The organism is Alteromonas sp. 4NH20-0056 (genome assembly GCF_057539655.1).
Window position 1 is genome coordinate 523,491 of the sequence record NZ_BAAJLS010000002.1, and the last position, 25,220, is coordinate 548,710.

Annotated in this window: 19 protein-coding genes, 1 tRNA gene and 1 pseudogene; 8 read left to right on the forward strand and 13 right to left on the reverse strand. The window is 44.1% G+C overall.

Features of this window, described 5'->3' with window-relative positions; all coding sequences use genetic code 11:
- Positions 1–69: 69 nt before the first annotated feature.
- From AC27EZ_RS05825 to AC27EZ_RS05835, 3 genes and pseudogenes are all read right to left on the reverse strand, one after another.
- Positions 70–945 carry an ATP-binding protein gene (locus tag AC27EZ_RS05825; RefSeq protein ID WP_487134494.1) on the reverse strand — a complete coding sequence of 292 codons (876 nt, stop codon included), beginning with the start codon at positions 943–945 and terminating at the stop codon, positions 70–72.
- A 45-nt stretch (positions 946–990) separates the two neighbouring features.
- Positions 991–1,161: pseudogene (locus AC27EZ_RS05830) on the reverse strand (histidine kinase dimerization/phospho-acceptor domain-containing protein); the annotation flags it as partial.
- A 36-nt stretch (positions 1,162–1,197) separates the two neighbouring features.
- A complete protein-coding gene (locus AC27EZ_RS05835) occupies positions 1,198–2,088 on the reverse strand; it encodes a GAF domain-containing protein (RefSeq protein WP_487134422.1) in 891 nt (296 codons plus the stop codon).
- A gap of 358 nt (positions 2,089–2,446) precedes the next feature.
- Here AC27EZ_RS05835 and AC27EZ_RS05840 point away from each other — a divergent pair.
- Positions 2,447–2,533 (forward strand) — tRNA-Leu (locus tag AC27EZ_RS05840).
- A 98-nt stretch (positions 2,534–2,631) separates the two neighbouring features.
- Here AC27EZ_RS05840 and zapE read toward each other — a convergent pair.
- Together zapE and AC27EZ_RS05850 are read right to left on the reverse strand one after the other, a co-directional pair.
- Positions 2,632–4,086 carry a cell division protein ZapE gene (gene zapE, locus AC27EZ_RS05845; RefSeq protein WP_487134423.1) on the reverse strand — a complete coding sequence of 485 codons (1,455 nt, stop codon included), beginning with the start codon at positions 4,084–4,086 and terminating at the stop codon, positions 2,632–2,634.
- Between the two features lie 96 nt (positions 4,087–4,182).
- Complete coding sequence (locus tag AC27EZ_RS05850; protein ID WP_487134424.1) at positions 4,183–4,968, reverse strand: hypothetical protein; 786 nt, start codon at positions 4,966–4,968, stop codon at positions 4,183–4,185.
- 115 nt (positions 4,969–5,083) lie between these two features.
- On the opposite strand from AC27EZ_RS05850, the gene AC27EZ_RS05855 reads away from it, so the two are divergent.
- Both AC27EZ_RS05855 and AC27EZ_RS05860 read left to right on the forward strand, forming a co-directional pair.
- Positions 5,084–5,953 (forward strand): LysR family transcriptional regulator, encoded by an 870-nt coding sequence (locus tag AC27EZ_RS05855; RefSeq protein WP_487134425.1) that lies wholly within the window; start codon positions 5,084–5,086, stop codon positions 5,951–5,953.
- A gap of 165 nt (positions 5,954–6,118) precedes the next feature.
- Complete coding sequence (locus tag AC27EZ_RS05860; protein WP_487134426.1) at positions 6,119–7,120, forward strand: branched-chain amino acid aminotransferase; 1,002 nt, start codon at positions 6,119–6,121, stop codon at positions 7,118–7,120.
- A gap of 134 nt (positions 7,121–7,254) precedes the next feature.
- On the opposite strand, the gene AC27EZ_RS05865 is transcribed toward AC27EZ_RS05860, so the two are convergent.
- A complete protein-coding gene (locus AC27EZ_RS05865; protein WP_487134427.1) occupies positions 7,255–8,259 on the reverse strand; it encodes a serine hydrolase domain-containing protein in 1,005 nt (334 codons plus the stop codon).
- 243 nt (positions 8,260–8,502) lie between these two features.
- Between AC27EZ_RS05865 and AC27EZ_RS05870 the strand changes: the two genes are divergently transcribed.
- Entirely contained in the window at positions 8,503–13,065 is a 4,563-nt protein-coding gene (locus tag AC27EZ_RS05870; RefSeq protein WP_487134428.1) for an EAL domain-containing protein, read from the forward strand.
- Between the two features lie 118 nt (positions 13,066–13,183).
- Positions 13,184–13,618, forward strand: coding sequence for a DUF3010 family protein (locus AC27EZ_RS05875; protein ID WP_421132369.1), 435 nt, complete (start codon positions 13,184–13,186; stop codon positions 13,616–13,618).
- A 108-nt stretch (positions 13,619–13,726) separates the two neighbouring features.
- Here the strand turns inward: AC27EZ_RS05875 and AC27EZ_RS05880 are convergent, their stop codons facing one another.
- From AC27EZ_RS05880 to AC27EZ_RS05910, 7 genes are all read right to left on the reverse strand, one after another.
- Positions 13,727–14,371, reverse strand: a complete 645-nt coding sequence (locus AC27EZ_RS05880; RefSeq protein WP_487134429.1) for a phosphoribosyl-AMP cyclohydrolase — start codon at positions 14,369–14,371, stop codon at positions 13,727–13,729.
- 218 nt (positions 14,372–14,589) lie between these two features.
- The gene (locus tag AC27EZ_RS05885) at positions 14,590–15,879 is read right to left on the reverse strand and encodes a sensor histidine kinase (RefSeq protein WP_487134430.1); all 1,290 of its coding nucleotides are present in this window, start codon (positions 15,877–15,879) and stop codon (positions 14,590–14,592) included.
- Positions 15,876–17,219, reverse strand: a complete 1,344-nt coding sequence (locus AC27EZ_RS05890) for a sigma-54-dependent transcriptional regulator (protein ID WP_487134431.1) — start codon at positions 17,217–17,219, stop codon at positions 15,876–15,878. The genes AC27EZ_RS05885 and AC27EZ_RS05890 overlap by 4 nt, the downstream gene beginning before the upstream one ends.
- 83 nt (positions 17,220–17,302) lie before the next feature.
- Positions 17,303–18,511 (reverse strand): ABC transporter permease, encoded by a 1,209-nt coding sequence (locus tag AC27EZ_RS05895; protein ID WP_487134432.1) that lies wholly within the window; start codon positions 18,509–18,511, stop codon positions 17,303–17,305.
- An 11-nt stretch (positions 18,512–18,522) separates the two neighbouring features.
- Positions 18,523–19,836, reverse strand: a complete 1,314-nt coding sequence (locus AC27EZ_RS05900; protein WP_421132374.1) for an ABC transporter permease — start codon at positions 19,834–19,836, stop codon at positions 18,523–18,525.
- 1 nt (position 19,837) lies between these two features.
- Positions 19,838–20,572: an ABC transporter ATP-binding protein gene (locus AC27EZ_RS05905; protein ID WP_421132375.1), complete on the reverse strand. Its 735-nt coding sequence runs from the start codon at positions 20,570–20,572 to the stop codon at positions 19,838–19,840.
- Between the two features lie 16 nt (positions 20,573–20,588).
- Positions 20,589–21,842, reverse strand: a complete 1,254-nt coding sequence (locus AC27EZ_RS05910; protein WP_487134433.1) for an efflux RND transporter periplasmic adaptor subunit — start codon at positions 21,840–21,842, stop codon at positions 20,589–20,591.
- 462 nt (positions 21,843–22,304) lie between these two features.
- Here AC27EZ_RS05910 and AC27EZ_RS05915 point away from each other — a divergent pair, with 462 nt between their 5' ends.
- The 3 genes from AC27EZ_RS05915 to AC27EZ_RS05925 all read left to right on the forward strand — a co-directional run bounded on the left by AC27EZ_RS05915 (position 22,305) and on the right by AC27EZ_RS05925 (position 25,143).
- Positions 22,305–23,402 carry a patatin-like phospholipase family protein gene (locus tag AC27EZ_RS05915; RefSeq protein ID WP_487134434.1) on the forward strand — a complete coding sequence of 366 codons (1,098 nt, stop codon included), beginning with the start codon at positions 22,305–22,307 and terminating at the stop codon, positions 23,400–23,402.
- 135 nt (positions 23,403–23,537) lie between these two features.
- Positions 23,538–24,752: a saccharopine dehydrogenase family protein gene (locus tag AC27EZ_RS05920; protein ID WP_487134435.1), complete on the forward strand. Its 1,215-nt coding sequence runs from the start codon at positions 23,538–23,540 to the stop codon at positions 24,750–24,752.
- Between the two features lie 196 nt (positions 24,753–24,948).
- Entirely contained in the window at positions 24,949–25,143 is a 195-nt protein-coding gene (locus AC27EZ_RS05925) for a hypothetical protein (RefSeq protein WP_487134436.1), read from the forward strand.
- Positions 25,144–25,220: the final 77 nt, after the last annotated feature.

Consider the following 25,220-nt stretch of genomic DNA (forward strand, 5'->3'; position numbering starts at 1 on the left):
TGTTCGTTCATTTGAATACATAACAAACGGCGCATCCTTTAAGCACTTAACCAGCCTATGAAGCAAGAGCTAAACGTAGATAAGCGCATGGTGAAGCAGCTTGTACAAATTTGCTATCACTATGGGTTTTGCTAAATGGTTTGTAAAACCCAACTGAGCGTAATGCTCGATATCGGTGCTCATTACATTTGCAGTCAGTGCGATAACGGGAACATTCTGATTTACTTTTCTTATTTCAGCAAATGCCTGAATTCCATCCATTTCCGGCATTTGGATATCCATTAGGACTAAATCTGGCATCTCTTTTGAAAACTGCTGAAGGGCTTCATTCCCGTTTTTAGCAAAATGTAAATCAGCATAAGTTGGTGCAAGCATCGACTCAATAACAAACATATTGATGTCGTTGTCTTCGGCAATAAGAATTCTCTTACCTGATAGATTAGGAACATATTCAGTTTTCGGGGCGATACCTTTCGTTTTTAGCGTTTCCTGTTCAAGGGGAAGCGTTACCACAATGCGTGTGCCTTGATTTGGAGCACTATCAATTACAATTTTTCCTCCCATCATTTGAATGAGACTGACCGTAATTGACATCCCTAAGCCTGTACCGCCAAATTTACGTGTTGTTGATGAATCAGCCTGTTCGAACCGCTCAAAGATTCGAGCTTGCGCCTCTTTAGACATGCCAATGCCCGTGTCTTTAACGGTAAAAGTCAACGCACTAGGAGAGTAGGAATTATCATTCGCTAACGTGATATTTACTTCTCCACGTTGGGTGAACTTAACCGCGTTGGCGCAAAGATTAAGAAGAATTTGCCGCACTCTTACCACGTCGCCTCTCCAGCCATCGATGAAATCGTTGCTTGAGTTGGCCGTTAAAGGTATGTGCTTTTCGGATGCTTCTAGGCTTAATTCAGAATGCACATATTCCATTACGTCACACATTGAAAAAGGTTGATGCTCTAATACCAGTTGGTTGGCTTCTATTTTCGAATAATCCAAAATATCATTAAGTATTGTCAGCAGGCTGGTTGCAGAATCGTTCGCCTTTGATACAAGTCGCATTGATTCACTACCTAATGTAGAACGTTCGAACAATTGCAACGTACCAAGTACGCCATTCATGGGTGTCCTGATTTCGTGACTCATATTAGCCAGAAATTCACTTTTAGCTTTCGTCGCCTGCTCTGCCTTTTCCTAAGCGTCTTGTAACTTTTCAGATGCTTCTTCGCTGTCTGTAATATCTTGGAAAGTACCGAATAATCTAACGCACTCATATTCGAAAAACTCCGCCTCGCCTTTAGTAACAACCCACCGGCGACGCCCCTTCATCGTTGTTATTTGTGCTTTAAGATCCCACGGTTCACCCTGCTCAATAGCCACCCCTATCACGCATGTCAACTCGTCTAGCGCTTTACCTGGTACATAAAAATCCATCGCTGACTCAAAAGTGGGTTGATAGCCATCAGGCGCCTCGTGAATGTGTCGAGTCTGATCACTCCATTGCACATGGTTAGTTTTTATATCGAAAGACCAAGAGCCTACTTTTGACACTTTTTCTAACTTTTCAAGTGTAGAAGCTTTCGACTTTAACTTATCAAGCACCTCTTTTCTGGCTATCTCAGAGCCTAACCACTGAGCAAATAGCTCTATATATTCGTAATGCTCTATATCGAATTCTTTAGTAGGTTTTGATGATGAAAACCTTATCGTTCCAAATACATTACCATTTACAATGACAGGTGCTGCGAGGTACGCCTCAATCTTACGCAGCTTATAACACTTGTGATTGGCAAGTTCTGAAGCACCTACGTGATGAAACCCTACCACTTCATTCTTATTAACTGTGTACTCACAATACGTAAGCGTTAAATCAAGGGTATTGTTTACTTTAAAACCTGCAATATTGCTGACAGCGTTTAATATTTTACATTCATTCCTAACGATTCTACTAAACATGCCAACGTCTAACTGAAATAACGAAAGACCAAAGCCCAGTAGTTCATCTACTTTTTTATCGAAATCTGACGACTGATTAGAGACGATATTGTGAAAGCGTCGCAGTGAAGTCATTTTTTCTGTCTTCATATCTAATTTTTACTACCGTGCAATACATCGTAAATAGAGGTTTTATACGCCCCTGCGGACCAGCCAGTGATTTGAGCGCGCTAAGTATGTCAACAACTATATTTAAGCATCAACACTACTATAATTTAGAAATGCTGAACGCAACATCTACCTACGTACTTTCTATTCACAACAAGTGGGGATAACACGGATAACGATAGTTAAACAATTTCACGACACAACCTTCATTAAGTCGCAAGCTCATTTGCATTCAATGTACAAACTTTCAACACTTGAAGGTAATTTACGAAAAAAGTGTTGTATGCGCGCGCTGCATCGCTATAATGCATTGCACTGGCGCGTAGCCAGTTAATTTGATGCCAGAGTGATGAAATTGGTAGACATGACGGATTCAAAATCCGTTGCTAGAAATAGCGTGCCGGTTCAAGTCCGGCCTCTGGTACCATCTCTTTTTTAGTTCATAGAAAAGAGAAACAATAAACCGACGTAAGTCGGTTTTTTTGTGTCTGAAGTGTGAGCAAACGGCACGGTAGAGACCTTTCGTTATTGTCGTCCCCATTCCTTTCCACCCATTTCTACCAACCGAGACGCGGCGCGTCGAAAGGAAAAGGCGAGATCATTGGCGGACGATAATTGTGCCAGTGACACACCAATTAGACCCGTTGCCGACCACTCCACATGCTCCCCCTCTTTGTTGCGGATCATGGTAGTCGCAAAGGAACTCGAGTTTCCCCCCTTCTCACTCACAAACAATTCTTCATCTCCGTCACGGCTTTCAACTTGCGCTTCAAAATCAACAAACAACTCGTCGAGAGGGACTTGTGCCGCCAACACCAAGCGGGTGCGAGATTCATAACACGCGTCAATAAGGGTCACGAATCGCCGCGCTTCGTTAAGGTGATTGGCGTCTAGTTGGGGGACGCTGTCCATGATAAGGACCGGAAACCGGTTACAGAGAGAAATGTAATCGGCCGCCCCGAGTGGTTGATAGCACAACTCGGAAAAGTCAAACCAGGCGCACCGGTCATTCAATCGGGTGACCTGGACGGTGCGACCGAAGTGGACCTGAATGTCCTCGGCCTCAGTTGTGGATGCAGTGCCACCAAATATTTCTTCCAACTGCGCCTGTATGTCGTTATCAGCATTATTATCGCCATGAGCACCCTTGTTTGACCAAAAATAGGATTGACCATCCGCTCGAGTTTCGAGTCGATAATCCTTGGGGGAATCCTCCATGGAAATAATGTCGAACGTATGTTTTAACATGTCTATGAATGGCAAAAAGAGGGATCGGTTAATGCCTCCCTCATACAAGGCATCGGGGGAGCGATTCGAGGTGGCCACCACCACGACATTGTAATCTAATAATAATAAAAACAGTCGTTTCAAAATCATGGCATCGGCAACGTCTGTCACTTGAAATTCATCGAAACAGAGGAGTTGGGCTTCTTGTGCCAATTGTTGCGCAATGATGGGAATAGCATCACTTCGTGGGTGCTTCTGTTTGTAGACAAAGATTCGATGATGGACATCTAGCATGAATTCATGAAAGTGGACGCGGCGCTTGGTAATTTTTGCGTGGCTGTCGCTGTCATTATTACAGCAAAAATCATTATCTGGAACATTGACCGACGCGTAAAAGAGATCCATTAAAAAGCTCTTGCCGACCCCGACCGGTCCATGAATGTACATGCCTCGCGGTGGTGGACCAAAAGACCAAAAATGGAACTTCTTTCGAAAAAAGGACTGGGCGGATACCAGGGGTCGCGCCAGTAACCGTGGACCGCTGCTTGTACAGCTGCTGTTTGTCGGATCGTCGGTGCGCACAGGTACTGGTGGGAGCGAAGCAAGAGACTGGTGCAAGGCATCGAATTTTGCTGCCAGAGCGACTTGCGCGTCATCTCGTCGCACCTCCCCCGCGTCTACCTTGAGTTCATAAGCCGCAGTCACGGGGCCCGTCGAGAGGCACCGCCGAGCGACGCGATGTTGTTCTATCATCGTTTTTATCACCGTCTTCATCATGGAGCTGATGAAATTATCAACATGATGGGTGATACGTTAGAATTCTGCATAGGTATCATATGCCTGCCAGCTTCATTCAGGTAGTAGGGGGGCTAGGCGGTGAAATTCTATTTTTTCAAGCCCCGAATCCCGCAGGCCGGTAAAACGCTTGTAGTCTTCTTGTTGCTGCAACGTAGCAAAACCATTTTTAGTATTCCACTCGACAAAGGTTATCTGATTTGGAGCCTCAGCGCTTGCATCGTGCGACTCCATCGTTGGATGTTTAATTTTTAACATAAAGCGCCCTCCTACACGGTTCAACGCTGGTTCTATACCTGCTAAGTAACTGGTGTAATCATTAGCGCGTTGCGGATTGCTCCATGCAAATACAACGGTATAGAATTTATCTTCACGAAATGACAAGCTCAAAGGCGCGTTAATTTCAGCATTAAATAATTTCAACTCATCCCACGCTTCGATTCGCAATGTTTTTAATGTTGGCCATTCCGGTAGGTTTGCAAACTCATCGAAAGCATTGAGCGAGGGCCAAGAACCAATAACATAGGCACCCGGGCTAAAATCGCCCACTATTGTTTCTGTTACCACTAACTGCCCGTGGTTTTTAAATCCATATTGTTGTGCAAGCGGAATAGCTTTTTGGTAATACTGGTTACGTAGTTTTATTCCCTCTTCATTGTTTTTTGAAATCTCAGTGATCGGGGCGATTAACTGAAGCATTTGGCTTGGTTCAAAATGCACCGTTAACGTTTTAACTTCATCCTGTTCATAATGGCTGCCGTCGCTAGCTACCGCACTATCATCTGTATATGTCAGGCTTGTTATCACGCAAGCAAGAATTGCAACATCCTTTAAATTCATGAGCTATATCCTAAATTATTAGCATTAACGAAAAATAAAATGAGCCACTAGTGTAGTGATTGCTTAATTTTTAACGAGGCTTGTTTTTTATTTTGGTTGGTGCATTATCGTTCCAATGGAAGATTGGAACGACTACTTACTGATACTTGCCCTACACCGAGCTAAAACGTTGCGCGGAGCAAGCCTAATGCTTGGAACAACACATACAACCGTAGCAAGGCGGTTAGAGCTGTTGCATAAAAGAAGACAAGGTATTGTCTTTGAGAAATGCGCTTCTGGCTATCGGCCGACACCACTGGGTCAACAGCTCATCAATGTAGCTCAAAGGGTAGAACAAGTTGTCGTTACCACGGATAGAATTGATAGGGTAAAAGGTGACACCCTTGCAGGCCCGATTACATTATCGCTTGCAGAAGCAATGGCGCAATACCTTCTACTTGAGCCGTTAGCTGAATTTGCCAAGCGCTACCCTGAAATATCGTTAAATATTAATTGCTCGACAAAAATAGTTAATTTAGACAAATCTGAAGCCGATATCGCCATCCGCGCCGTGAATACATTACCCGATCACCTTGTCGGCCGACGCCTTTTTGCTTACTCGTTGTCTTATTATTCACAACACGCCTATTTCTCAGACACCCCGCCTGAAAAACGCAGGTGGATTGCGCCTAGTACGCAGGAGGTTTGGTCTGAGTGGTTAGCTGACTCCCCCTTTCCTGAAGCGCCAATCGGGTTAACCATTAGTGATATCGTCACGCGCTTTAAGGCACTAGAGGCTGGACATGGTATGTCCAGAGCGGCGTGCTTTATGGCTGAAAACCATCCTAGCTTGATACGTTTGCCCGGCGCAAAAGTATTGAAACAACCAGATATATGGGTACTCACGCATCCTGAACTTAGAGAGTCCCCCCGAATCAAGTTATTAATGCAGTATTTGGTAGACGTTTTACAATCAAAAAAAGCATTACTCACTGGCACGAAATAACACCACGCTGCGGAACATTTTTCGTTAGATATTGGCGACTCACGCGGTATGTAAAGAAAAAGCAATGTTTAGGTTATGTCTTCTTTTCGTTTTGTTTTAGCAAACAGGACAATTTTTGATAAACTCACCTCAGTATTTTTGAGAACACATTAACAGGAAACCCCAATGGCCGTATTCGGTACCGTATTCATGCCTGAAATGGCGCTTACCCGTTTTGAGAACGACGCATGGTCTGAAACAGAGTTTGTCAATTCAGACGCCATACAAATGCACCCTGGCGCGCATGTTCTTCATTACTCAAGCACCTGTTTTGAAGGGCTTAAGGCATTTAAGCACGAAGATGGCAGTATCAACATTTTTCGTATGGATAAAAACATCGAACGCTTTGCTCAAAGTAGCCGTCTACTGAACTTGCCTGAAATAGATAAAGCGCAAGTAGAAGCAATGATTATCGACGTGGTATCGAAGTACAGCTCAGAAGTACCTGAGCCTCCAGGCTCAATGTATATTCGCCCAACGCATGTAGGTACTGAAGCCTCTATAGGAAAAGCAGCCGCTCCTTCAGCCACTTCAATGCTATACGTGCTTTTATCACCGGTAGGTGATTATTTTGCCGGAGGCCTAAAGCCGCTACGCCTGTTGCTAGATGAAACAGGTATGCGCTGTGCGCCGCACATGGGTATGGTGAAAAGTGGTGGTAACTACGCTAGCGCATTGCCCCCTATTCTAAAAGCCAGAGAAGAAGTGCAAGCCGACCAAATTCTATTTTGTCCAAACGGTGACGTACAGGAAACCGGCGCTGCAAATTTCTTACTTATTGATGGCAACGAAATCATCACTAAGGGATTAGATTCAAGCTTCCTGCACGGCGTGACTCGCGCAACGGTGTTACAACTTGCGAAAGACCACGGTATGACGGTAAGTGAAAGAGAGCTTACCGTAAACGAATTACTAGAGCGCGCAGCCAAGCCTGGCGCAGAGGCAGCGCTGTCGGGTACAGCAGCAGTGCTTACGCCGGTTGGTACACTCATTCATAACAATAAAGAATATCAGGTAGGTAACGGAGAAGCAGGCCCGATAACAATGAAGCTACGCCAAGCCTTGAACGATATTCAGTGGGGCAAAGCTGAAGACACGCACAATTGGCTAGTTAAAATTAAGCCTTAATAGCAGTCCGCGGGTGTGTCTTTATGAATAAAAGGTGCACTTACTAAGCCTCGATTCACTCGCATTTTATTGGCAGTACATATCGTTTAGCGATGGTACTGCCTGTTGCTTTTTAGATGTAGCCAATGGCGTACCTACTTAGCGCGCAAAATATGCATCACACGGTCGTACAGGATATTGGTAAGCATAACAATGTCATTCCCCGTCGTGCTTACAAATTGAATGACAACCATGTCTTCTTGCTCGTGATATCGAGCAATGCTTTGATAGCCTAATACCCAACCAGTATGGTCATATTCATACAGCGACGTATAAATTTGCTTTTCCTGTTCACTAAAAAAGGTGCCTTCGTTTAAGGCTCTTAAGAAAATAGATACGTCTTTTGCTGTTGATAAATACCCGTGGTCCAAATGACGTAAATCGTCTTCGTACCCAACGTGGTAGCCACTAATTACCCTGTCTTTGCTAACGTCATTGATAGAAAAGAAGGTATGTGAAAGCCCCAATGGCGCTAACAACGTTTGCTGTATATATTCCCCATGCGGCGCCCCGGTTACCTCAGTAATAATCTTCTGTATTAACAAATAATTACTGTTGGAATAGGCATAATCGGTATTGGGTTTAAAATCTGCTGGCTGATCTAACACCAAATCCATAATATCTACATCTAATTCACCCCAGTGATAGCGCGCATGGTCGGTATAATTAGGGATGCCGCTGCGATGCTGAATAAGCATACGTATGGTAATAGCATCAGCATGTTCGATACGCGCTGAAATCAAAGGAAGATAGTCTGACAAATAACCGTCCGATGCGACCTTACCCTCACCAACAAGTTTGGTGATAGCAGCGGCATCGTAGAGTTTTGCAATGCTTGCAATTTTAAACAACGCATCCGGGCGAATAGGCGTTTGATTAATACGATTATCCAGGCCACTGCTGTAATAAGCTGGTTCTTCGCCTTTTTTGTCGACATAAACAATAACACCGTCGACACCTTGTTCAACAAATAAGTCGACCTCTTGCTGCAAGGTATGCGAAAGAGGCCGTAAATAATACAAGCCCGCCTCCCACGGCGCAAAATAATAAATGCTTGAGAGCGTCACTATTCCCGCCAATAGCCTCAGTAGATTCGTCACGTTTTTTTTCATAAGTCTCAGCGCTCAAATATATACCATTAAGTCTACATTGCTTTCGTTAGCACGGCAGATATACTGTTTTGTAGTAACTCTGATAGATAGAGCGCTGCGTTTAGTGAGCTGTGAAGGTTATCATTTTTGTTAAAAGCAACGACCACTATGCTCTGACTATATGGCGGCGGTAAAAACAGCTACCATTATAATGTACCCTACTGAGACACTTTTCCGTGATAAACGTTAAAAATGAAAAATAACAATACGATTATTGCCCTTTTATTATTTGTCTGCTTATTAAGCTTTTACATTAATGCGCAGCCCTTAGTTAAAGCGCCTCGGTTTGGTCAGCTGTCAACCGAGAATGGTTTATCTCAAGATTTTATCAATGATGTGTTACTTGATAACGATGGGTTCCTATGGATTGCCACTGGGACAGGGTTGAATCGTTACGACGGTTATTTTAACAAGCACTATGTCGGCCTTTCCAGTGAATTTGCAGACGATGGAATTTACTCCTTATTTCAGGACCAAAATAACGATCTGTGGGTGAGTACCTATAGTAGCGGGGTCTACAGAGTTGACGGGGAAACAGGGGAAAGTAAGCGGGAACTAGCGATAAAGTATAAAAATCAGCCCGCGTGGTATCAATATGCATCACACTTCATTTCTGGTCCCGGCAACATCGTCTACATAGCTTTCGACCATATGATCGTTGAGTTTAATCTCGACACTGGAACGTGGCAAAGCATATTTGATTTACAACTACCAAAGTTAGGACTCTCTGAAGACACGATAATTCGTAATATAAAACTGCAGGGCGATGTGCTATTCATCGCTACTTCGCAAGGTTTATATACCTACCACTTTCCGACTCAGGCAACTAAAGCTATACAATACGTTGCTGATACGGAAACCAATAAAGATAAATTGAATGCAAAATTAATTATCACCGATTCCGCAGGGCAGCTATGGCTTGGCACTGTTGAAGGGCTTTTTAAATTTGGTATTGATGACGTAGTTACCTATGCGAGCACAGATAGCACAATGTTGCCTCAAGCCACTCAGGTAATACCTTCGTTAAACATATGGGCCATGCTCAGTTATAGCGGTAACGAGTATTATTTAGCTACCAACGATGGGCTTTATCTTTTCGATGTTTCCACCGAGAAAATAAACCATTTATTTAAACCGTCAGATTCAAACCTGTTAATTACAGACAATAACATAACCGATATTATCGCCACCCCAACCGGGCAACTGTGGCTTTCAACGAATTCGTCGGGTGTATTATTGTGGAACCCGAAGTCTGTCGCGTTCACAAATATTTTTGCTGATAAAATTTCACCTGAGCAACTAAGTGAAAATACGGTTAACGATTTATACGTTCAAAGTGAGCAAAACCTGTGGGTCGGCACTAACAATGGATTAAACCTGTACAACCTTGAATCGGGCAAGATAGAACAATTTTCAGTCACTGATGACCGAAAAGCTGTTGCTTCATCAAGCTCAGTTTTTATTATTAGAGAAGGCGAAGATGACTGGGTATGGTTAGTCACCTACGAAGGGCTCGTCAAATTCGATTTGAAGCAAAAAAAAGCCATACCACTAACGTTAAGTTCGCAATCAAATAGCGTGTTAGGTAGTGATAAAGCATATGACATTCTTCGGCTATTCGATAATAATTACCTTGTGGCCGCAGAGGACGGATTTTACCGGCTAGACAATGCGCGAAATATTTTACTGCAAGACGAGACGTTATCTTCCTCGCTGAACCCAGAACAGTTCTACACGTTTCTTCCCGATTACTCGTCAAGTCAAGAGAGTGTTTTAGTCTCTATGACGGGAGCATTGTGGCGTTACTCCTTCAACACACGGTCACTCACCAAAATTCATGAAGCACGAAACGTTCAAGGCGAGTATGTTATTCAGCCTACTGATGCCGTGATAGACGATCATGGAATACTTTGGGTAAGCTATCCCGGCCACGGACTTTACGGAATCGACGAAAATACGTACGAGCAACAGTATTTTTTTGACTCGTCAAATTTACTTCCTACCAATATTATTTTCAGCTTAGTTAAAGACGCCCATAACAACCTCTGGATGGCCAGCCACATGGGGCTGCTGAAGCTAAACGCTTCCACACTGGCCTTAACGCAATACACCACAAAAGAGGGGTTGATCACTAACGAATTTTCCTGGGGGGCACGAAAAAAGCTAATAAACGATAATCTGGTGTTTGGTTCCCAGAAAGGGTTTACGCTTTTTGATCCTCGCGACTTCACGAATGATGCAGACAACTCAACAACAGTGCTTATCACCGATGCTCGGCTAATATCACGCGAAATACCACTTGGTATAGGTCGCAAAAATGACAAAGATATTGCGCTTCAGTACGACGATATTGGCCTCACGATCAATTACTCAGACATGCGGTACGACCCTACAAACTCGGGTTATTTTAAATACACATTAGCAGGGAACGTCGATATCGATTACCCCCCTAGTAAACTGACAGAAGTGACGTTTCCTCGGCTTGAACCCGGTCAGTATACCTTCAGCGTGAGCACGTTTGACAAAGCCACCAATACGGCGGGCTCAAGTTCAGTATTGCGTATATCGGTTGCCTACCCACCTTTTGCATCACCATTTGCCTATACGGTTTACGTGCTATTGGCCATTGCGCTTATTGCGGTCATCTTTAAACGCCGAAAATCACATCGAAATAGGCTCAAAGCAGCGCATCTAGATGTGTTAAAAAATAAGAATCGTCTCTCTATGGCCCTTACTGCCAGTAACACAAAGGTATGGGACTGGCGCGAAGAAACTAACCTTATTACGCAAGACAGAATAGAGAGTGAGTTAGGCTACCCTACCCCATCAGATAAACTCACGTTTGAAGAACACTGCCAACTTATCCACAAGCATGATCTTCATGCTTTTGAAATGCTATGGCAAGGTGTGCTGTTAGGGGAAATAAAACATATTGATATCACCTACAGGCTGAAAGCACAAAACGGTCAGTTTGAATGGTACCGCGACGTTGGCGCGTTAGTTTCCGACGATACCGGTAACGAAGGAAAATGCCTAACGGGTACCTATTCCAACATTACAGAATCAATCGATACACAAACGAAAGCCCAGTTGTTTGGAGAAGCGTTTGAACACACTAGAGATTGGGTTGTCATTTTCGATAATCAATTAAAGCCCATTATTGCAAACCAATCTGTAAAAGAGGCGCTACATATATCTGCTAATAAGGATATTTCAGAGCAACTTAGTAAGGTCTTTTTCCAACAAAAAGCCACATTAAAAGTGCTGTTAAATAAAATGCGTGATCTTCCCCCTAACGGCCACTGGAATGGCGAGGCTGAAATTGAAAGCTTGAGGGGTAGGAAATATGTTGTCAATGCTGGCGTGACCGCTGTTTGCAGCGCAAATGATAGCAATGAAATCAGCCGGTACTTGGTTATCTTCTCTGATATAACACAGCAGAAAGATACACAAGCAGCCCTGGTTCAGCTTGCTAATTACGATAGCCTAACCGGTTTACCAAATCGCTCCCTATTACTTGACCGAATTCAACACGCTTTTGACCAGGCACTAATTGATAAAACATCTTTGTGTTTATTTTTTATCGACCTAGATCGGTTTAAACAAATTAATGACAGCTTAGGACATGATGCAGGCGATATATTATTAAAAGTAATAGGCAAACGATTAGAAAAGATATTGCGTCAATCAGATACCGTCGCACGCTTGGGCGGCGATGAGTTTGTAGTAATGATTGAAAAGGTAGAGGCTGAAGAAGATATTAACCGACTAGCTAGCAAAATGATTAGAGAGTTAGCGAAGAGCGTCTCATTGGCCAATCAAATCGTGAGTGTCTCTGCTAGCATCGGCATTTCACTGTACCCCGAGGACGCAAGCACTCCAGCCGAATTGCTAAAAAATGCTGATATTGCAATGTATTATGCCAAGGAGCTAGGCAGTAATAACTTCCAATACTTTACGAAGCATATGAATGAAAAAGCGCAAACGCGCTTACAACTAGAAAATGCTATAAAACAAGCGTATCTCAACGATCACTTTACTGGTTTTTACCAGCCCATCGTACATGCAAAAGACGGCGCGATTAGCGGCTTTGAATTGCTGATGAGATGGCCAAATGAAAACGGAATGACGCCGCCCGATGTGTTTATTCCTGTTGCAGAAAGCATTGGCTTCATCGAAGATATGACCATTCAAGTTCTTGAAAAAGCGATACCTCTTTTAAGTGGGGCGCGATGGCAACAACATGCACTTTACCTATCAATTAACCTTAGTGCTTTGCATATTTCAAAGCCCGCAAAGATTCATGAAATTATTGCCCTATTGAAACGGCACAATGTTTCAACAAGCGCAATAAGGTTTGAAATTACCGAAAGTTCATTGATGTCCAACTACGAAGAAGCAATGAAGGCTGTCTCGATAATTAAAAAACATGGCTTTATTATCGCCTTAGACGATTTTGGTACGGGTTACTCATCGTTGAGGTATTTGAAAGATTTTCCTATCGACGTGCTTAAAATAGACAAAAGCTTTGTAGACGACGTCGGTACTAACCAAGGTAACGAAGGGATTGTATTAGCCATACTTAGAATGGCAGAGAGCTTGAAAATAGCATGTGTTGCAGAGGGGATTGAAACGCAGCAACAAGTAGATTTCTTTAACGCTCATGGGTGCAAGTATTTACAGGGCTTCTTCTATTCGAAGCCGGTCGATGCGGACAGCCTAACTACCATGCTGAGTCATTCACCAAAACTTTAACCGCAGATTTGTTTCTTTTTTCAGACTCGCATACCGCCCAAACAAAGAAAAATGAGTGTTAATCTATATCACTGCCAAAACAGGGTATAATAACGGGTAAATACAAATAGGAATTTATATGAAAGTTTGTGGTGTAGATTTAAAAGGCAATGAGGCAACGGTTTGTTTATTGTCATTGATAGATGGCTTGTTTCACGTTCCTGACTGTCGTACACGTCGTTTGACATTAGCCGACACCAGTGCAAAAGGGCTCAAAAGCTTTCAAAGCACGTTCGCTAAATTGGTTGCTGACTACAAAATCGATGCGGTGATAATTCGTCAGCGTCAAAGCAAAGGTAAGTTTGCTGGAAGCGCTATAGGCTTTAAGCTTGAGGCTGCGATTGAGTTAATTGAAGGGTTAGAGGTGGTAGTATTTAGCCCTACTGACATTAAAGAATCCTTGCGTCGAAACCCGATAGCGGTACCCTTTTCAGAGACCGGATTAAAACAGTTTCAAGAAACTGCCTTTACAAGTGCCTATGCATGGTTAATGAAGAGCGATAGCCCGTCGTAACCATGCGTTGCTCGTTATCCCGCGAGCCTGCATAAATAATGCAGGCTTCAGCGGGTCCCATTGTTTAACGACATTAATGACGATACTCGCCTGGGCGTTTACCCTGTGTTAGTTGTTTGCAGGGTTATAAGGTAACGACGATTGGTGTGCTACAACGCGTAAGTCGCCTTCACTGTCTTTTACATACGCAAAAGTATACTCTACTTTCGTTTCGCCACCGTCGGTGCCCGTAAAAAAGTAATTCCCCATTGCCACTGCCATTCTGCAGCTATTATTGATAATGCCAACATTATCGAACTTCACATTGGTATACGGTTTAATCGCAAATCCTTTGTCTTCTGCGTACGCATCGTTCCCGCCAACAAAATACGATAAGGCGGCATCAAAACTTGAACGGAATTGATCGTTAGCAGCCAGAGTAGGCTTAAACAATACGCTACTTAAATCGTAGCCATACATGTCTTGAATAAAGTCAGCGGCTTCATTTGAATAGTCGCCTCCCTCTGAGAATACTCGACCTATTCTGACAATTCCGTCGCCCCACATTTTCTGCGCGGTGATGACTTCTCGCTCGGTGATACATGCGTTGGAATAAAGTAGCGCATTATCTAACGCAGACGCAGGAAGAGCGCTGTCGGCCTTTTTATCAGCATTTGAATATTGAGGGGTGGCAACCGCGCTGCACCCTGTTACAAGCAATAGTGCTGTGGTTGCAACGCAAATTTTTGAACGTAGTACTTTCATCGTATTCATTACAGAACTCCTTCAGTTCATGATAGGCAAGATGCCTGTCAGCATGTGCAAATTGGTGATAGTTGCACTGCCATGACTAAAGGATACAAGGTACTGATTACATAAACTTTTGTACGAGATTAAAAACTGATTAACAGAGAGTGAATACTACTTAAGTTAGTTGCTAGACACGCTATTTTTACCGCACCATGATATTCCAACACGCTGAAACACCTCGCTTATTTTTCGAAAATCAAGCGCACACATAAGCCTCGATGCTGCCTATTTTGAATGATTAAGTGCCCGCGGTGGGCGTCTGTTATCTCTCGGCACAGTGCAAGGCCAAGACCACTTCCATTTGCTTTGGTAGAGTAGAAAGGCACAAGCGCGTTTGCCATTACACTGTCCGACATGCCTTTCCCGCCGTCGAGTACCTCAATAATAACTTGAGTAGAGTTTTGTTTAATTACCAACTCAATGTCTTCTTCGGGCCCCCCCGCTTCCTGCGCATTTTTTAGCAAATTAATAAGTAACTGCTCAAGCTGCACGGCATCAGCTTGAAATGGCACCGGCTCCGGCATCGTCAGCATAAACGGATACTGCTGCGAAAGCTGCGCTAAAATATCATGCCAATTAATGGTATCAAAATGCGGCGATGGCAGTTTTGCAAACTTGCCATAACCTTGGACAAACTGATTCAAGTGTGCAATTCGCTCTTCCATTGTTTGAAAAACACGAACCAGGCGGGGATCATCGTTTTGCTTTCCAACTATCTTACCGCTGTGTAGCAAGCTAGAAATAGGCCCTAATGAGTTGTTTAGTTCATGACTTATTACCCGGATTACCTTCTTCCATACCGACACTTCTTGTCTGTTTAATTCTCGCGTCATTTGTTTAAGAATAAACAACCTGTGGGGCTGGTTGTTTAATAAAAATGTTCCCTTTGCTACGTGCCATGTTTCAATCCCCTTATCGTCGATGGGTAAAGTAAATAGGCCTTCTTTATTGTCTGACATCATATCGCTAAGTGCTGTAGGCTTTCCCTTTAACACCTCATCAAGTAAAGCGCCCTCTAAACGATGCGCGGTATCGAAGAAGCGACGTGCTTGGTAATTACTGAAGACAATATGGCGATTATCATTCACAAGTAGCAGTACATCGGGAGAGCTTTGCAATACTTTGTCTAACATAAGCTCACGCTGATGAAGCCACTGCTTCTCTTTGCGAAGGGTGTCTGCTGTCGCATTGAAAAGCGTACACAACTTGCCAAATTCATCATTAGACGTACATGCTAAGGTTGACGCGTATTCTCCATCTTTGAAGTTAAGTAACCCTACTTCAAGTGCTTGTAAATTGTGATTGATTTTTGCGGTCATAAAATAAGCGCAAAACCAACTTACACCGAGAGAGACAATGGCGATTAACACTTTACTTTGAATAGCCAAAGTGACGATAAAAAGCAGTGGCGAAATACCAATAGCGGTAGCGGCCATGGCTGCTGCAATAAGTGTATGACGAACGTTTCTCACGACTTATAATCTATCGAGTATTTGTCTAATCGACGGTATAGAGCCTGTCGAGACAGACCAAAATGTTTAGCAACCTTTGCAATTACACCGTTAAAATTAACTAACGCCGCCTCTATTTCTGCTTGGTTCGGTTCGATGATAGCACCACGAGTAGTTTGCCCTTGGTTTGCCTCTGCAACTAACCCAAAAGCGTCAGCGTCAAGCACACCTTCCGGGTGTAAAATACTTACTCGCCTGCATGCATTTTCTAGCTCTCTCACATTACCCGGCCAAGCGTGCTGACTGATGGCTTGTTGTGCAGTTAAACTTAATTCGCGGCCAGGTAGAAAGTGGTTAACTAAGGCCAACGCATCATTTCCTCGCTGACAAAGGGGGGGCACATTAATTTCAATTACGTTTAACCGATAGAACAAATCTTCGCGAAACTCACCCTTTGCAATATCTGAAACTAAGTTAGAATTCGTCGCCGAAATGATACGCACATTGGTATGCTGCGTTTTAACCGAGCCTAGCTTTTCAAACTCACCGGTTTGCAGCACCCTAAGTAACTTAACCTGGCCAGATAGCGGCAAATTACCAATTTCATCTAAAAACAGCGTACCGCCGTTTGCAGCTTCAAAACGACCAATACGGCTTTTGTTTGCGCTAGTAAATGCCCCTGCTTCTGCGCCGAAAAGTTCAGCCTCAATAAGCTCTTGCGGCAACGCACCAGCATTAACCTTAACGAACGGTGCTTTATAAAGCGATGAATGCCGCTGAATAAGTTCAGCAATTTTTTCTTTCCCACTGCCATTAGGCCCTGTAATTAACACAGGCACATCAGACTTCGCCACTTGCAGTGCCATATCAACAACCCGCTGCATGGCACCACTTTCGTAGATTAACCCTACTTGTTCACCGGCCTGTTTAGCGCTAACTGATACGTTGGTTTGTTGCTGCAAAACTTTGTTTTGCGTGTTGGCTTCTCCCAAGGCAATGAGGTTGCTAACCGTGGTAACTAACTTCGCGTCATCCCATGGTTTTGGGATATAGTCGGCCGCCCCTGCTTTGACAAGCTCAACCGCTTGTTCAAGCTCTGTCCAGGCGGTAATTAAAACAATGGGTAATAATGGGTTAAGCTCGCGAATTGCGTTAAATAGCGCTCGCCCTTCATCACCCGATGTGGTGTCAGCACTAAAGTTCATATCTTGAATAACCAGTGACACTGACTGGTAGTTAACAACCTGCAACGCTTCTTTCGGCGTCGTAGCGGTGACAGTGTGATACCCGTGTATCTCTAGTAGCAGCGACAACGCTTCCAGCACGGCAACATTGTCATCTACTAGTAAAATCTTCGTCATTTTATCCCTGTCTATTCCATTTATCGCTATTGTTTGATTTACGTTGCTTACACGCCCTTTTGAGCTTAAAAGGGCGTGGTTCGTTAAATGCTGCGAGTGGCAATACTCGGTGAAATATTCGCCGCACGAACAGCAGGCACCACCACCGCCAACAGACTTACAGCAAGCATAAACAACGCTGTCACAACAACATACTGTATTTCAAGCGCATCAATAGAATACGTCTGCATCAATGCCCTACCTAAAAATATCGCCGCGACGCTGCCAAGCACCAACCCTACCGCACATACTATGGCATTTTCTACCAAGAAATAACGCACAATAGCCGATTTACGCGCACCAAGCGCGCGACGAGTGCCGATTTGCTTGGTTCGTTTGCTAATATTGAACTGTGTCAGACCAAAGATACCAAGGGCCGTCACCAATACTAATATCACCACCAGCACCATGAGCATACGCATCATTAATACATCCGTTGCATCATAACTGTCTTTGCTTTCATCAAGCCCATCCACATTGATAATGACACGCTTGTTATACGCTTGAAGCATTTTCTCTTCTATAAGCTTCATAATAGTGGCGCGTTCGTTCGCCTCTGTTCTTACCAAGAAATGCTGATAATTTTGCGCATTGATAAAGGGAATAATTCCCGTTGTGCCGCTATCTTCAGCGCGGGGCCATGCACTTTCCATTACATCGACTATGCCAATGACTTCAAGCGCCCTGCCGTTAACACGGATTGACTCACCCAGCCCCGTCCCTTCGTCAAATAAGCTTTCCGCAAGCATGTTGCTTATAATGATGGTGTTAGGGCCATTGTCATGAAAATTATCAGTTATCATTACTTCCTCAGGCCTAAAATTTCTTCCGGCTATGAGTTTTACACCTAAGGTCTCAAGTGCATTTTCATCTCCATAAAAGTAAGCCAAACGCGCTTCTTTAGACGGCTGGGGAAGCGGCTTTAACCTAACCGATGTCGAAGAGCCGCCACCAGATAGTGGAACAGCCTGAGATAATGAGGCGTTAATTACGCCTGGGATATTCCTTATCATTGCTTCATCAACCTCCGCTTGTTGGCTTAAGTCGATATCTTTACCAAAGGTCATGACGGTAAAGCTGAATATTTCTTGCTGAGGGTAACCGGTGTCCTCGTTTAAGTAAGTTAGGTTATCGTTAATCATAAATACGGCATTACTTACAATGGCCGTGGTTAACGCTACCTGAAGGAATAATAAAACCGCCCCCGCTTTCGAGCGACGTAATGCACTGAGTATAGGTTTAATATCAAGCATAGTAGTCGCTCCTATTGGCTCTTAAGGTAAATGGCAGGTTGTGTTTTACATACTAGCCATGCGGGATACAACCCTGCGATGAAGCTTGCCAACAAAGAAATTACCGGGGCAGCAAGCAACATAGACCAGTCCATGGTTGCTAAATCAGCATAATAGCCATTGGTCGTGCGAATACCCCACAACCCTAGTTGAGCAATGATGATGCCTAGCATTCCACCCGCGATACCAATAACTGACACTTCTACAATGTGCTGAAGAAAAATATGGCGTTTACTGGCACCTAGGGCCCGCCTCACTCCTACCTCTGGCGCACGTTTCAAGAACTTAGCAAGTAGCAAACCAAGAATATTTGCAACACAGACCATTAAAAACATAAAACTTAAGGCAACCAAAATACGATTGTCCTCAGAGACGACTTCGTTATACTCCATCCACTCATTGACGTTACGCAAACCGTATTGCAGTTGGTCGCGTTGAAAACGACCTTGCTCTTTTTGGTCTTCCATATACGCCATCAAAAATTGACCGTACGCTTCCTTTTCTTTTTCAGTGTTTAATTGCACCCAAAACTGCGTCCATACGCTTTCAGAAGTAAGTAAATCTTGATAGCCACGCATGACTTGCTGTTTCCAACCATTGATATTTCCCCACGAGCCAATCTCTTCCAGCGGCGCAATTGCAAAAGGGATATAAAGCGACTCGGGTGAATTAAAACTGCCATTGTTCAAGTCATAGTATTTAACATGGTGTTCCCAATCTTGTGTTACACCGACAATACGATAGCTTTTGTTATCTAAAAAAATCTCTTTACCTACCGAGTTCTCGCCGTTAAAAAATCGGTCGTTAATTTCTTTTGATAACACCACCACATAGGGCCTATTTTTCTGGTCATCCCGAGTCCATGCTTGTCCGTATATAAATGTGCGTTCAAATATATCGAAGAACTCCTTGTTCACTAACCTGGCAGGTTCCATACGTGGCTTTACATCAATGGAATTTAAGTGAACCGAAAAGCCGCTTCTAAAACTGGGGGTACTTAACACATCGATATCAGCGTTGTATAAATTGGTCGCGTCTCTATAGGTTAACTGTGACGGCATGTTATCGCTTGAATGCCATTCACTCCCCTCATCCATAATTTGCAGTTGAGGATAATGAATTTTGCCACTTTTATGTGGAATAGGATCCATTGACATCATGTGATAAACCGACAAGCTCGTCATCGTAATCCCAATGCCTATTGCTATCGCAAATACCATGAGAAAGCTAATAACGGGCGTATTCCGTATGCTTCGCCAACTCAAATCTATGTAATGTAAAAGCATGTTATATGACCCCTTTTACGACAGGCTCAGTCTTGTCGGTAGGCCTGTCGTCAGGCTTGCCTTGATACAAGGTAAAATCGGCCAGTTGTCCATCGACTACTTGTATAGTGCGAGGAGCACGACGCGCTAGCTCTGGATCATGCGTTACCATTACAATAGTGGCGCCATTGCGATTAATTTCTTCAAGCAGCTCCATAACCTGACGCGCCATGACGCTATCTAAATTCCCCGTAGGCTCATCGGCCAGCAAGAATCGCGGGCTCCCTGCGAGAGCGCGAGCTATTGCAACACGCTGCTGCTGTCCCCCTGAAAGCTGCTGTGGAAGGTGCTTCGCTCGACTGGCAAGACCCACTTGCTCAAGACATTCGTCAATTTTGCGTTTGCGTTCTTTTGATGGTACGCCGCGATAGCGCAGTGGCACTTCTACATTCTCAAAAACATTTAAATCAGGTATTAGGTTAAACCCCTGAAAAATATACCCAATTTTTTGATTACGTAGGTCGGCTCGCTGGTTATCAGATAACCCTCCTACGTCTATTCCGTCCAACGTATAACTGCCCGAAGTGAAAGGCTCAAGTAACCCCGCCATATTTAAGAACGTGGTTTTTCCCGAGCCTGAAGGGCCGGTAACGGCGATAAATTCACCCTCTTTGACATCTAATGAAAAATCTCTTAAAGCATGAGTTTGAACACTGTCCGTTTGATACACTTTGCTGATATTATGCATTTTCAACATGTTGATATTCCTTGTTTTAACGTAGAAGCACCGAAGGCGCTTGCTTGAATTTTTCATAGCTCGACGTAATGATTCTGTCGCCTTCTTGAAGCCCTCGAAGTACTTCGACTTCTCGTATGCTCGTGGCGCCAATCTCGATAGCTACCTTCTCGGCGATATCACCGCGAACGACATAAGCCGTATGCCCTCCGGCTTGCAGAAAGCTGCCGCGAGCAACTTTTAATATATTTGATTTATTTTCTAACAAGATGCGGGCAGAGACCTGTTGATTTTGACGAATAGATTGCACACTGTTCTCTGGGAAACGTACGCGCGCAGTGACTTGTCTGTCGACAACCTCAGGAGATATAGACACCAGTGTTCCAAGAATCGTCTGCCCGCCCATGGTTAGCTCTACATCCATCCCAATACCAAGCTCTCCTGCGTAGCTTTCAGCGACACTCAATTGCACCTCGTACGCTGACAGATCGACTAATGTCATCAAAAGGGCGTTTTTTTCTACCAATGCATTGGGTTGAATAAGGACGTTACCTACTATGCCACTTACGCTGGCCTTTATTTCTAAATTGGCCATTTGCCTTGTCAACTCATCAACAATCAGCGCTTGTCGCGCCACTTTGTCTTCACTGGTCTTCAGTTCAAATGCGAGTGTATCGGCAGCAAGGTCTATCTCATCGATGGCATGCTTATGCGTAACGGTAGCGCGAGCAAGATCGTCCTGCGCTTTCTCAAAATCTATTTGGCTAATAAGGTGGTTTTTAATAGACAGTGCCGCGCGTCTGTCTTCACGTATGGCCGCATTTAGCTCAACTTTTGCTAGGTCAGCTTGCTTATTGAGCAATAGCGTTTGGCGTCTCACATCAAGTTCTTGTCTGGCAAGATCGCTTCGCAAACTCGCTAATACCAACTTTTCCTGATTAAGCTTGCTTTTTAATTCCGGAGAATTCACCACGGCGATAACGTCATCTGCTTCTATAAAATCACCTGCCATTACATTGAGCATCACATAGCCTTGTTGAGGGCTATATACTTGGGGTGCATTCGCCGCGATAATCTTTCCAGTGCTTATGATGTCTCTCACTAAATCGCCTTTCGACACCGTATGTATATTAAGCCCATCTTTTGCGATGGATAGATCAGCGTCTGGTATCGTTATTGAAAAGTAACCAATTATGCATGCAGCAATAACTGCGCTAACAGAAAGCAACTGCTTCTTACCGCGCTTTACCTTTACCACCGCGTTATCTTGTTTGCTTGTATCTTGAATCATTGTGTGTCCTTGCATAACGGTGCTTCGATGTTTGCTAAAACTACACCGAAGACGAGCACGAATATAGGAAGGCAAAAGTGGTGTATTAGCATTATCACTGGGTTATTCCTCACTAAAATAGGGTGCTTTACTCAGCTCACATCGGGCTGGAGAATCAACGTAACGCGACATTAACCTACTTAGCTATACCAGTTACATGCCAAAACATATAACACTGATTTAATTGCACTATATTTAAAAACCCCGGTAAAAAGTGTCCGCTGCGGACACCTTTAACTGTCCGGTAAAAAAAGCGGACATCGCTATGTTATTGCGCTGATGGTTAACTGCACTGCCCGCGTTGTTTTGTTTAATTAGCGATTTTCCTATCAACGCGATTCATTCTTTCAATTTTCGCCGCTTGCGCTAACCCACTATGCTTTGACCATCTAGTCAACAATCATTCATTTGAAGAGAAATCACATGTTAGCTCAACCCATTGCCGCTCAAGACGTTAATAACGCTTTAGCACCTTACAACGTCAAACAAGGAAAAGTAGCGCTTGTAGCAGAAGGCGGTGGGCAACGCGGCATTTTTACCGCAGGGGTGTTAGACACATGGCTAGAAAACGGGCATGACCCCTTCGATCTTTTAATTGGTACTTCAGCGGGTTCCCAAAACTTAACGAGCTTTGTTGCACGCCAAAAAGGTTATGCAAAACGCTTAATTCGCGGGCTAACCAGGCATAAGCGGTTTTTCCAAATGGGCAGAGGCTTGATGGGAAAACACATTGTTGACCTAGATTGGTATTTTGATAAAACACAAGAAGCCAAGCGCTTGCTTAATCTTGATGCTGCTAGAGCGAATATTGGTGAAAGGGAAGTGCTTTTCACCGCTACCAATGTGCGAGATAGAAAAGCGTATTACTTGAACCCGATGACTAGTGAACACAGCTGGGTAGATTTGATAAAAGCCTCTAGTGCGCTTCCGCTGCTCTATAAGCACGGGGTAAAATTAACGACACAGGTAGATACCCAAGAAGCAGCAAACACTGATTTTTATTTAGACGGTGGGCTTGCGGCACCACTCCCCGTTACCGAAGCCTACCGCCGAGGTGCAACCAAAATTGTGGTTATAAGAACAGTAGATGAGGGCTTTCAAGCACAATCTCCTTGGTTGCAGAAAATAAGTGCCGTGATGTGCTCAACAGGCCATTGCCCTAAAACGATAGACTACTTACTTCAACACGAGCTCGCCTACCGAAAAGAACTGGCATTTATTGAAAATCCGCCAGAGGGTATTGAAATCATACAAGTCTTTGCGCCCAAAAAACTTCAAAGCAAGTTATTAGGGAGCAGTGATGCTCAGCTTCGAAATGACTACAAACTGGGTCAGCAGGCTGGCGCGCATTTTTTAGCCCATAACACGCCCTTAAACGATAGTTCTCTCCATGACACTGGCGACGCAACAAGCCTCACTGCTATCAACGTTGAAAACGCATTGTCCTCCACGCGCCCATCACGTGCACCTGCTCAACACTATGGCCGAAATAAAAATCGTATCGAGAAACTAACAGCCTAATGGTCACACATTATCGCCAAACCTATTACCCTTGCTATAAGCCGTGGGCGGGCGCTGCATTGTGATAATGTTGTGCGGCACTAGGTTTTAGTGCACAGTAAAGCTACCGCTTGTAACCACACAAAATAAGAAAACATGCAAAACAACGAGCAACTCAACACGTTTGATATCCTGCTATATGGCGCGACATCGTTTGTCGGAAAAATAATGGTTACGTATTTAGCGAGCCTCCCGCAGGGCGATTTTTCATGGGCCATTGCGGGGCGAGACGAACAAAAACTGCAGGCATTGAAAGCCGAGCATAACCTTCCTGAATTAGACTATTTTGTAGCAGATGCCAGTGACGAGACCGCACTTACCGATTTGTGTGAAAAAACACGCGTTATTATTTCTACTGTCGGTCCCTATGCGCTTTTTGGTGAAACGCTTGTTAAAGTGTGCGCTCAAACGGGAACTGACTATTGTGACCTAACCGGAGAGCCTCAGTGGATTAAAAGCATGCTTGATAAGTATGAAGCACAAGCTAAAGCATCCGGTGCTCGCATCATTAACAGTTCAGGCTTTGATTCCATTCCCTCAGACCTGGGCGTGTACTTATCTCAGCGCCTCGCTATTGAGAAAACAGGAAAGCCAGCCTCGCAGATAAAAATGCGGGTTTATAAACTTAAAGGTGGTGCGTCAGGTGGCACCATTGCAAGCATGCTTAATGTACTAAAAGAGGCGAGCGACAACCCCAGTTTACGAAAGCTGTTAGTTAACCCTTACATGCTATGTGGCGATAACCACCCTTTTCACCTTCGCCAGAAAAACCATAAAAAAGCGGAATATGACTCAACCATAGGTATATGGACAATGCCATTTGTAATGGCAGCAATTAACGAGCGTATTGTGCACCGCACTAATCTGCTACTTAATGAACGGTATGGGAAAGACTTTAAGTACGATGAAGCCATGTCGAGTAAAACGGCAAGCACTGCGTGGATAACAACGTTAGGCTTAGGTGCTTTCGTTGGCGCGGCGAGTTTTGCACCGATGAGAAGCTTCCTTGCTAACTACGTGTTGCCAAAACCGGGCGAAGGTCCAAGCCCTAGCGAGCAAGAAAATGGTATGTTCGACATGCGATTCTATGCAACGTTAGAAAATGGCCAAACGCAAGTCGTGCAAGTGACAGGAGATAAAGACCCCGGCTATGGAAGCACAGCCAAAATGTTGTCTCAGGCAGCGCTATGTTTGGCAAAAGAAACCCCTGACCTTCCGGGTGGTTTTTGGACTCCCGCGGCAGCCATGGGTGAATCATTAATTACGCGGTTAGCCGACCACGCGGGCGTAATCGCACAAGAAATGAAATAGCTCGCCATACAGTCAACAGAGAATTCCATGTGGCGCAAATGCAAAAACGCGTTGCGCCATCACTTCCCACCAAAAAAATCGTTTTTGTTTCGCCCTTTGCAGCCCGAATGAGGCACGGCTGTGTAGGTAATGAAAACTTGGCAAGCAATTTGTAAGTACTAGGCATACCGATTTAGAACAACGAGAATTTGACGCTATGCGCTTACCCACAAAACAACTTATCAGTAAAATCGAAAACCTATCAGACGGGCTAACCCCTCAACAGCTTTCTACATTCTTGGACATAATTGATGCCATGACCGCGCTTGCTGAAGATGCGGGTAATTTAAAAGAGGATAAAAAGCGCACCTTATCGCAAAAGGAAACCGTCTGCTCATCTGTGGTTCACTAACATTTAACCAAAAGGCACAAAAAGTGGGTTGTTGATCATTGCCCTGCGATCAATCTTTTGTTCGCTTACGTATTACT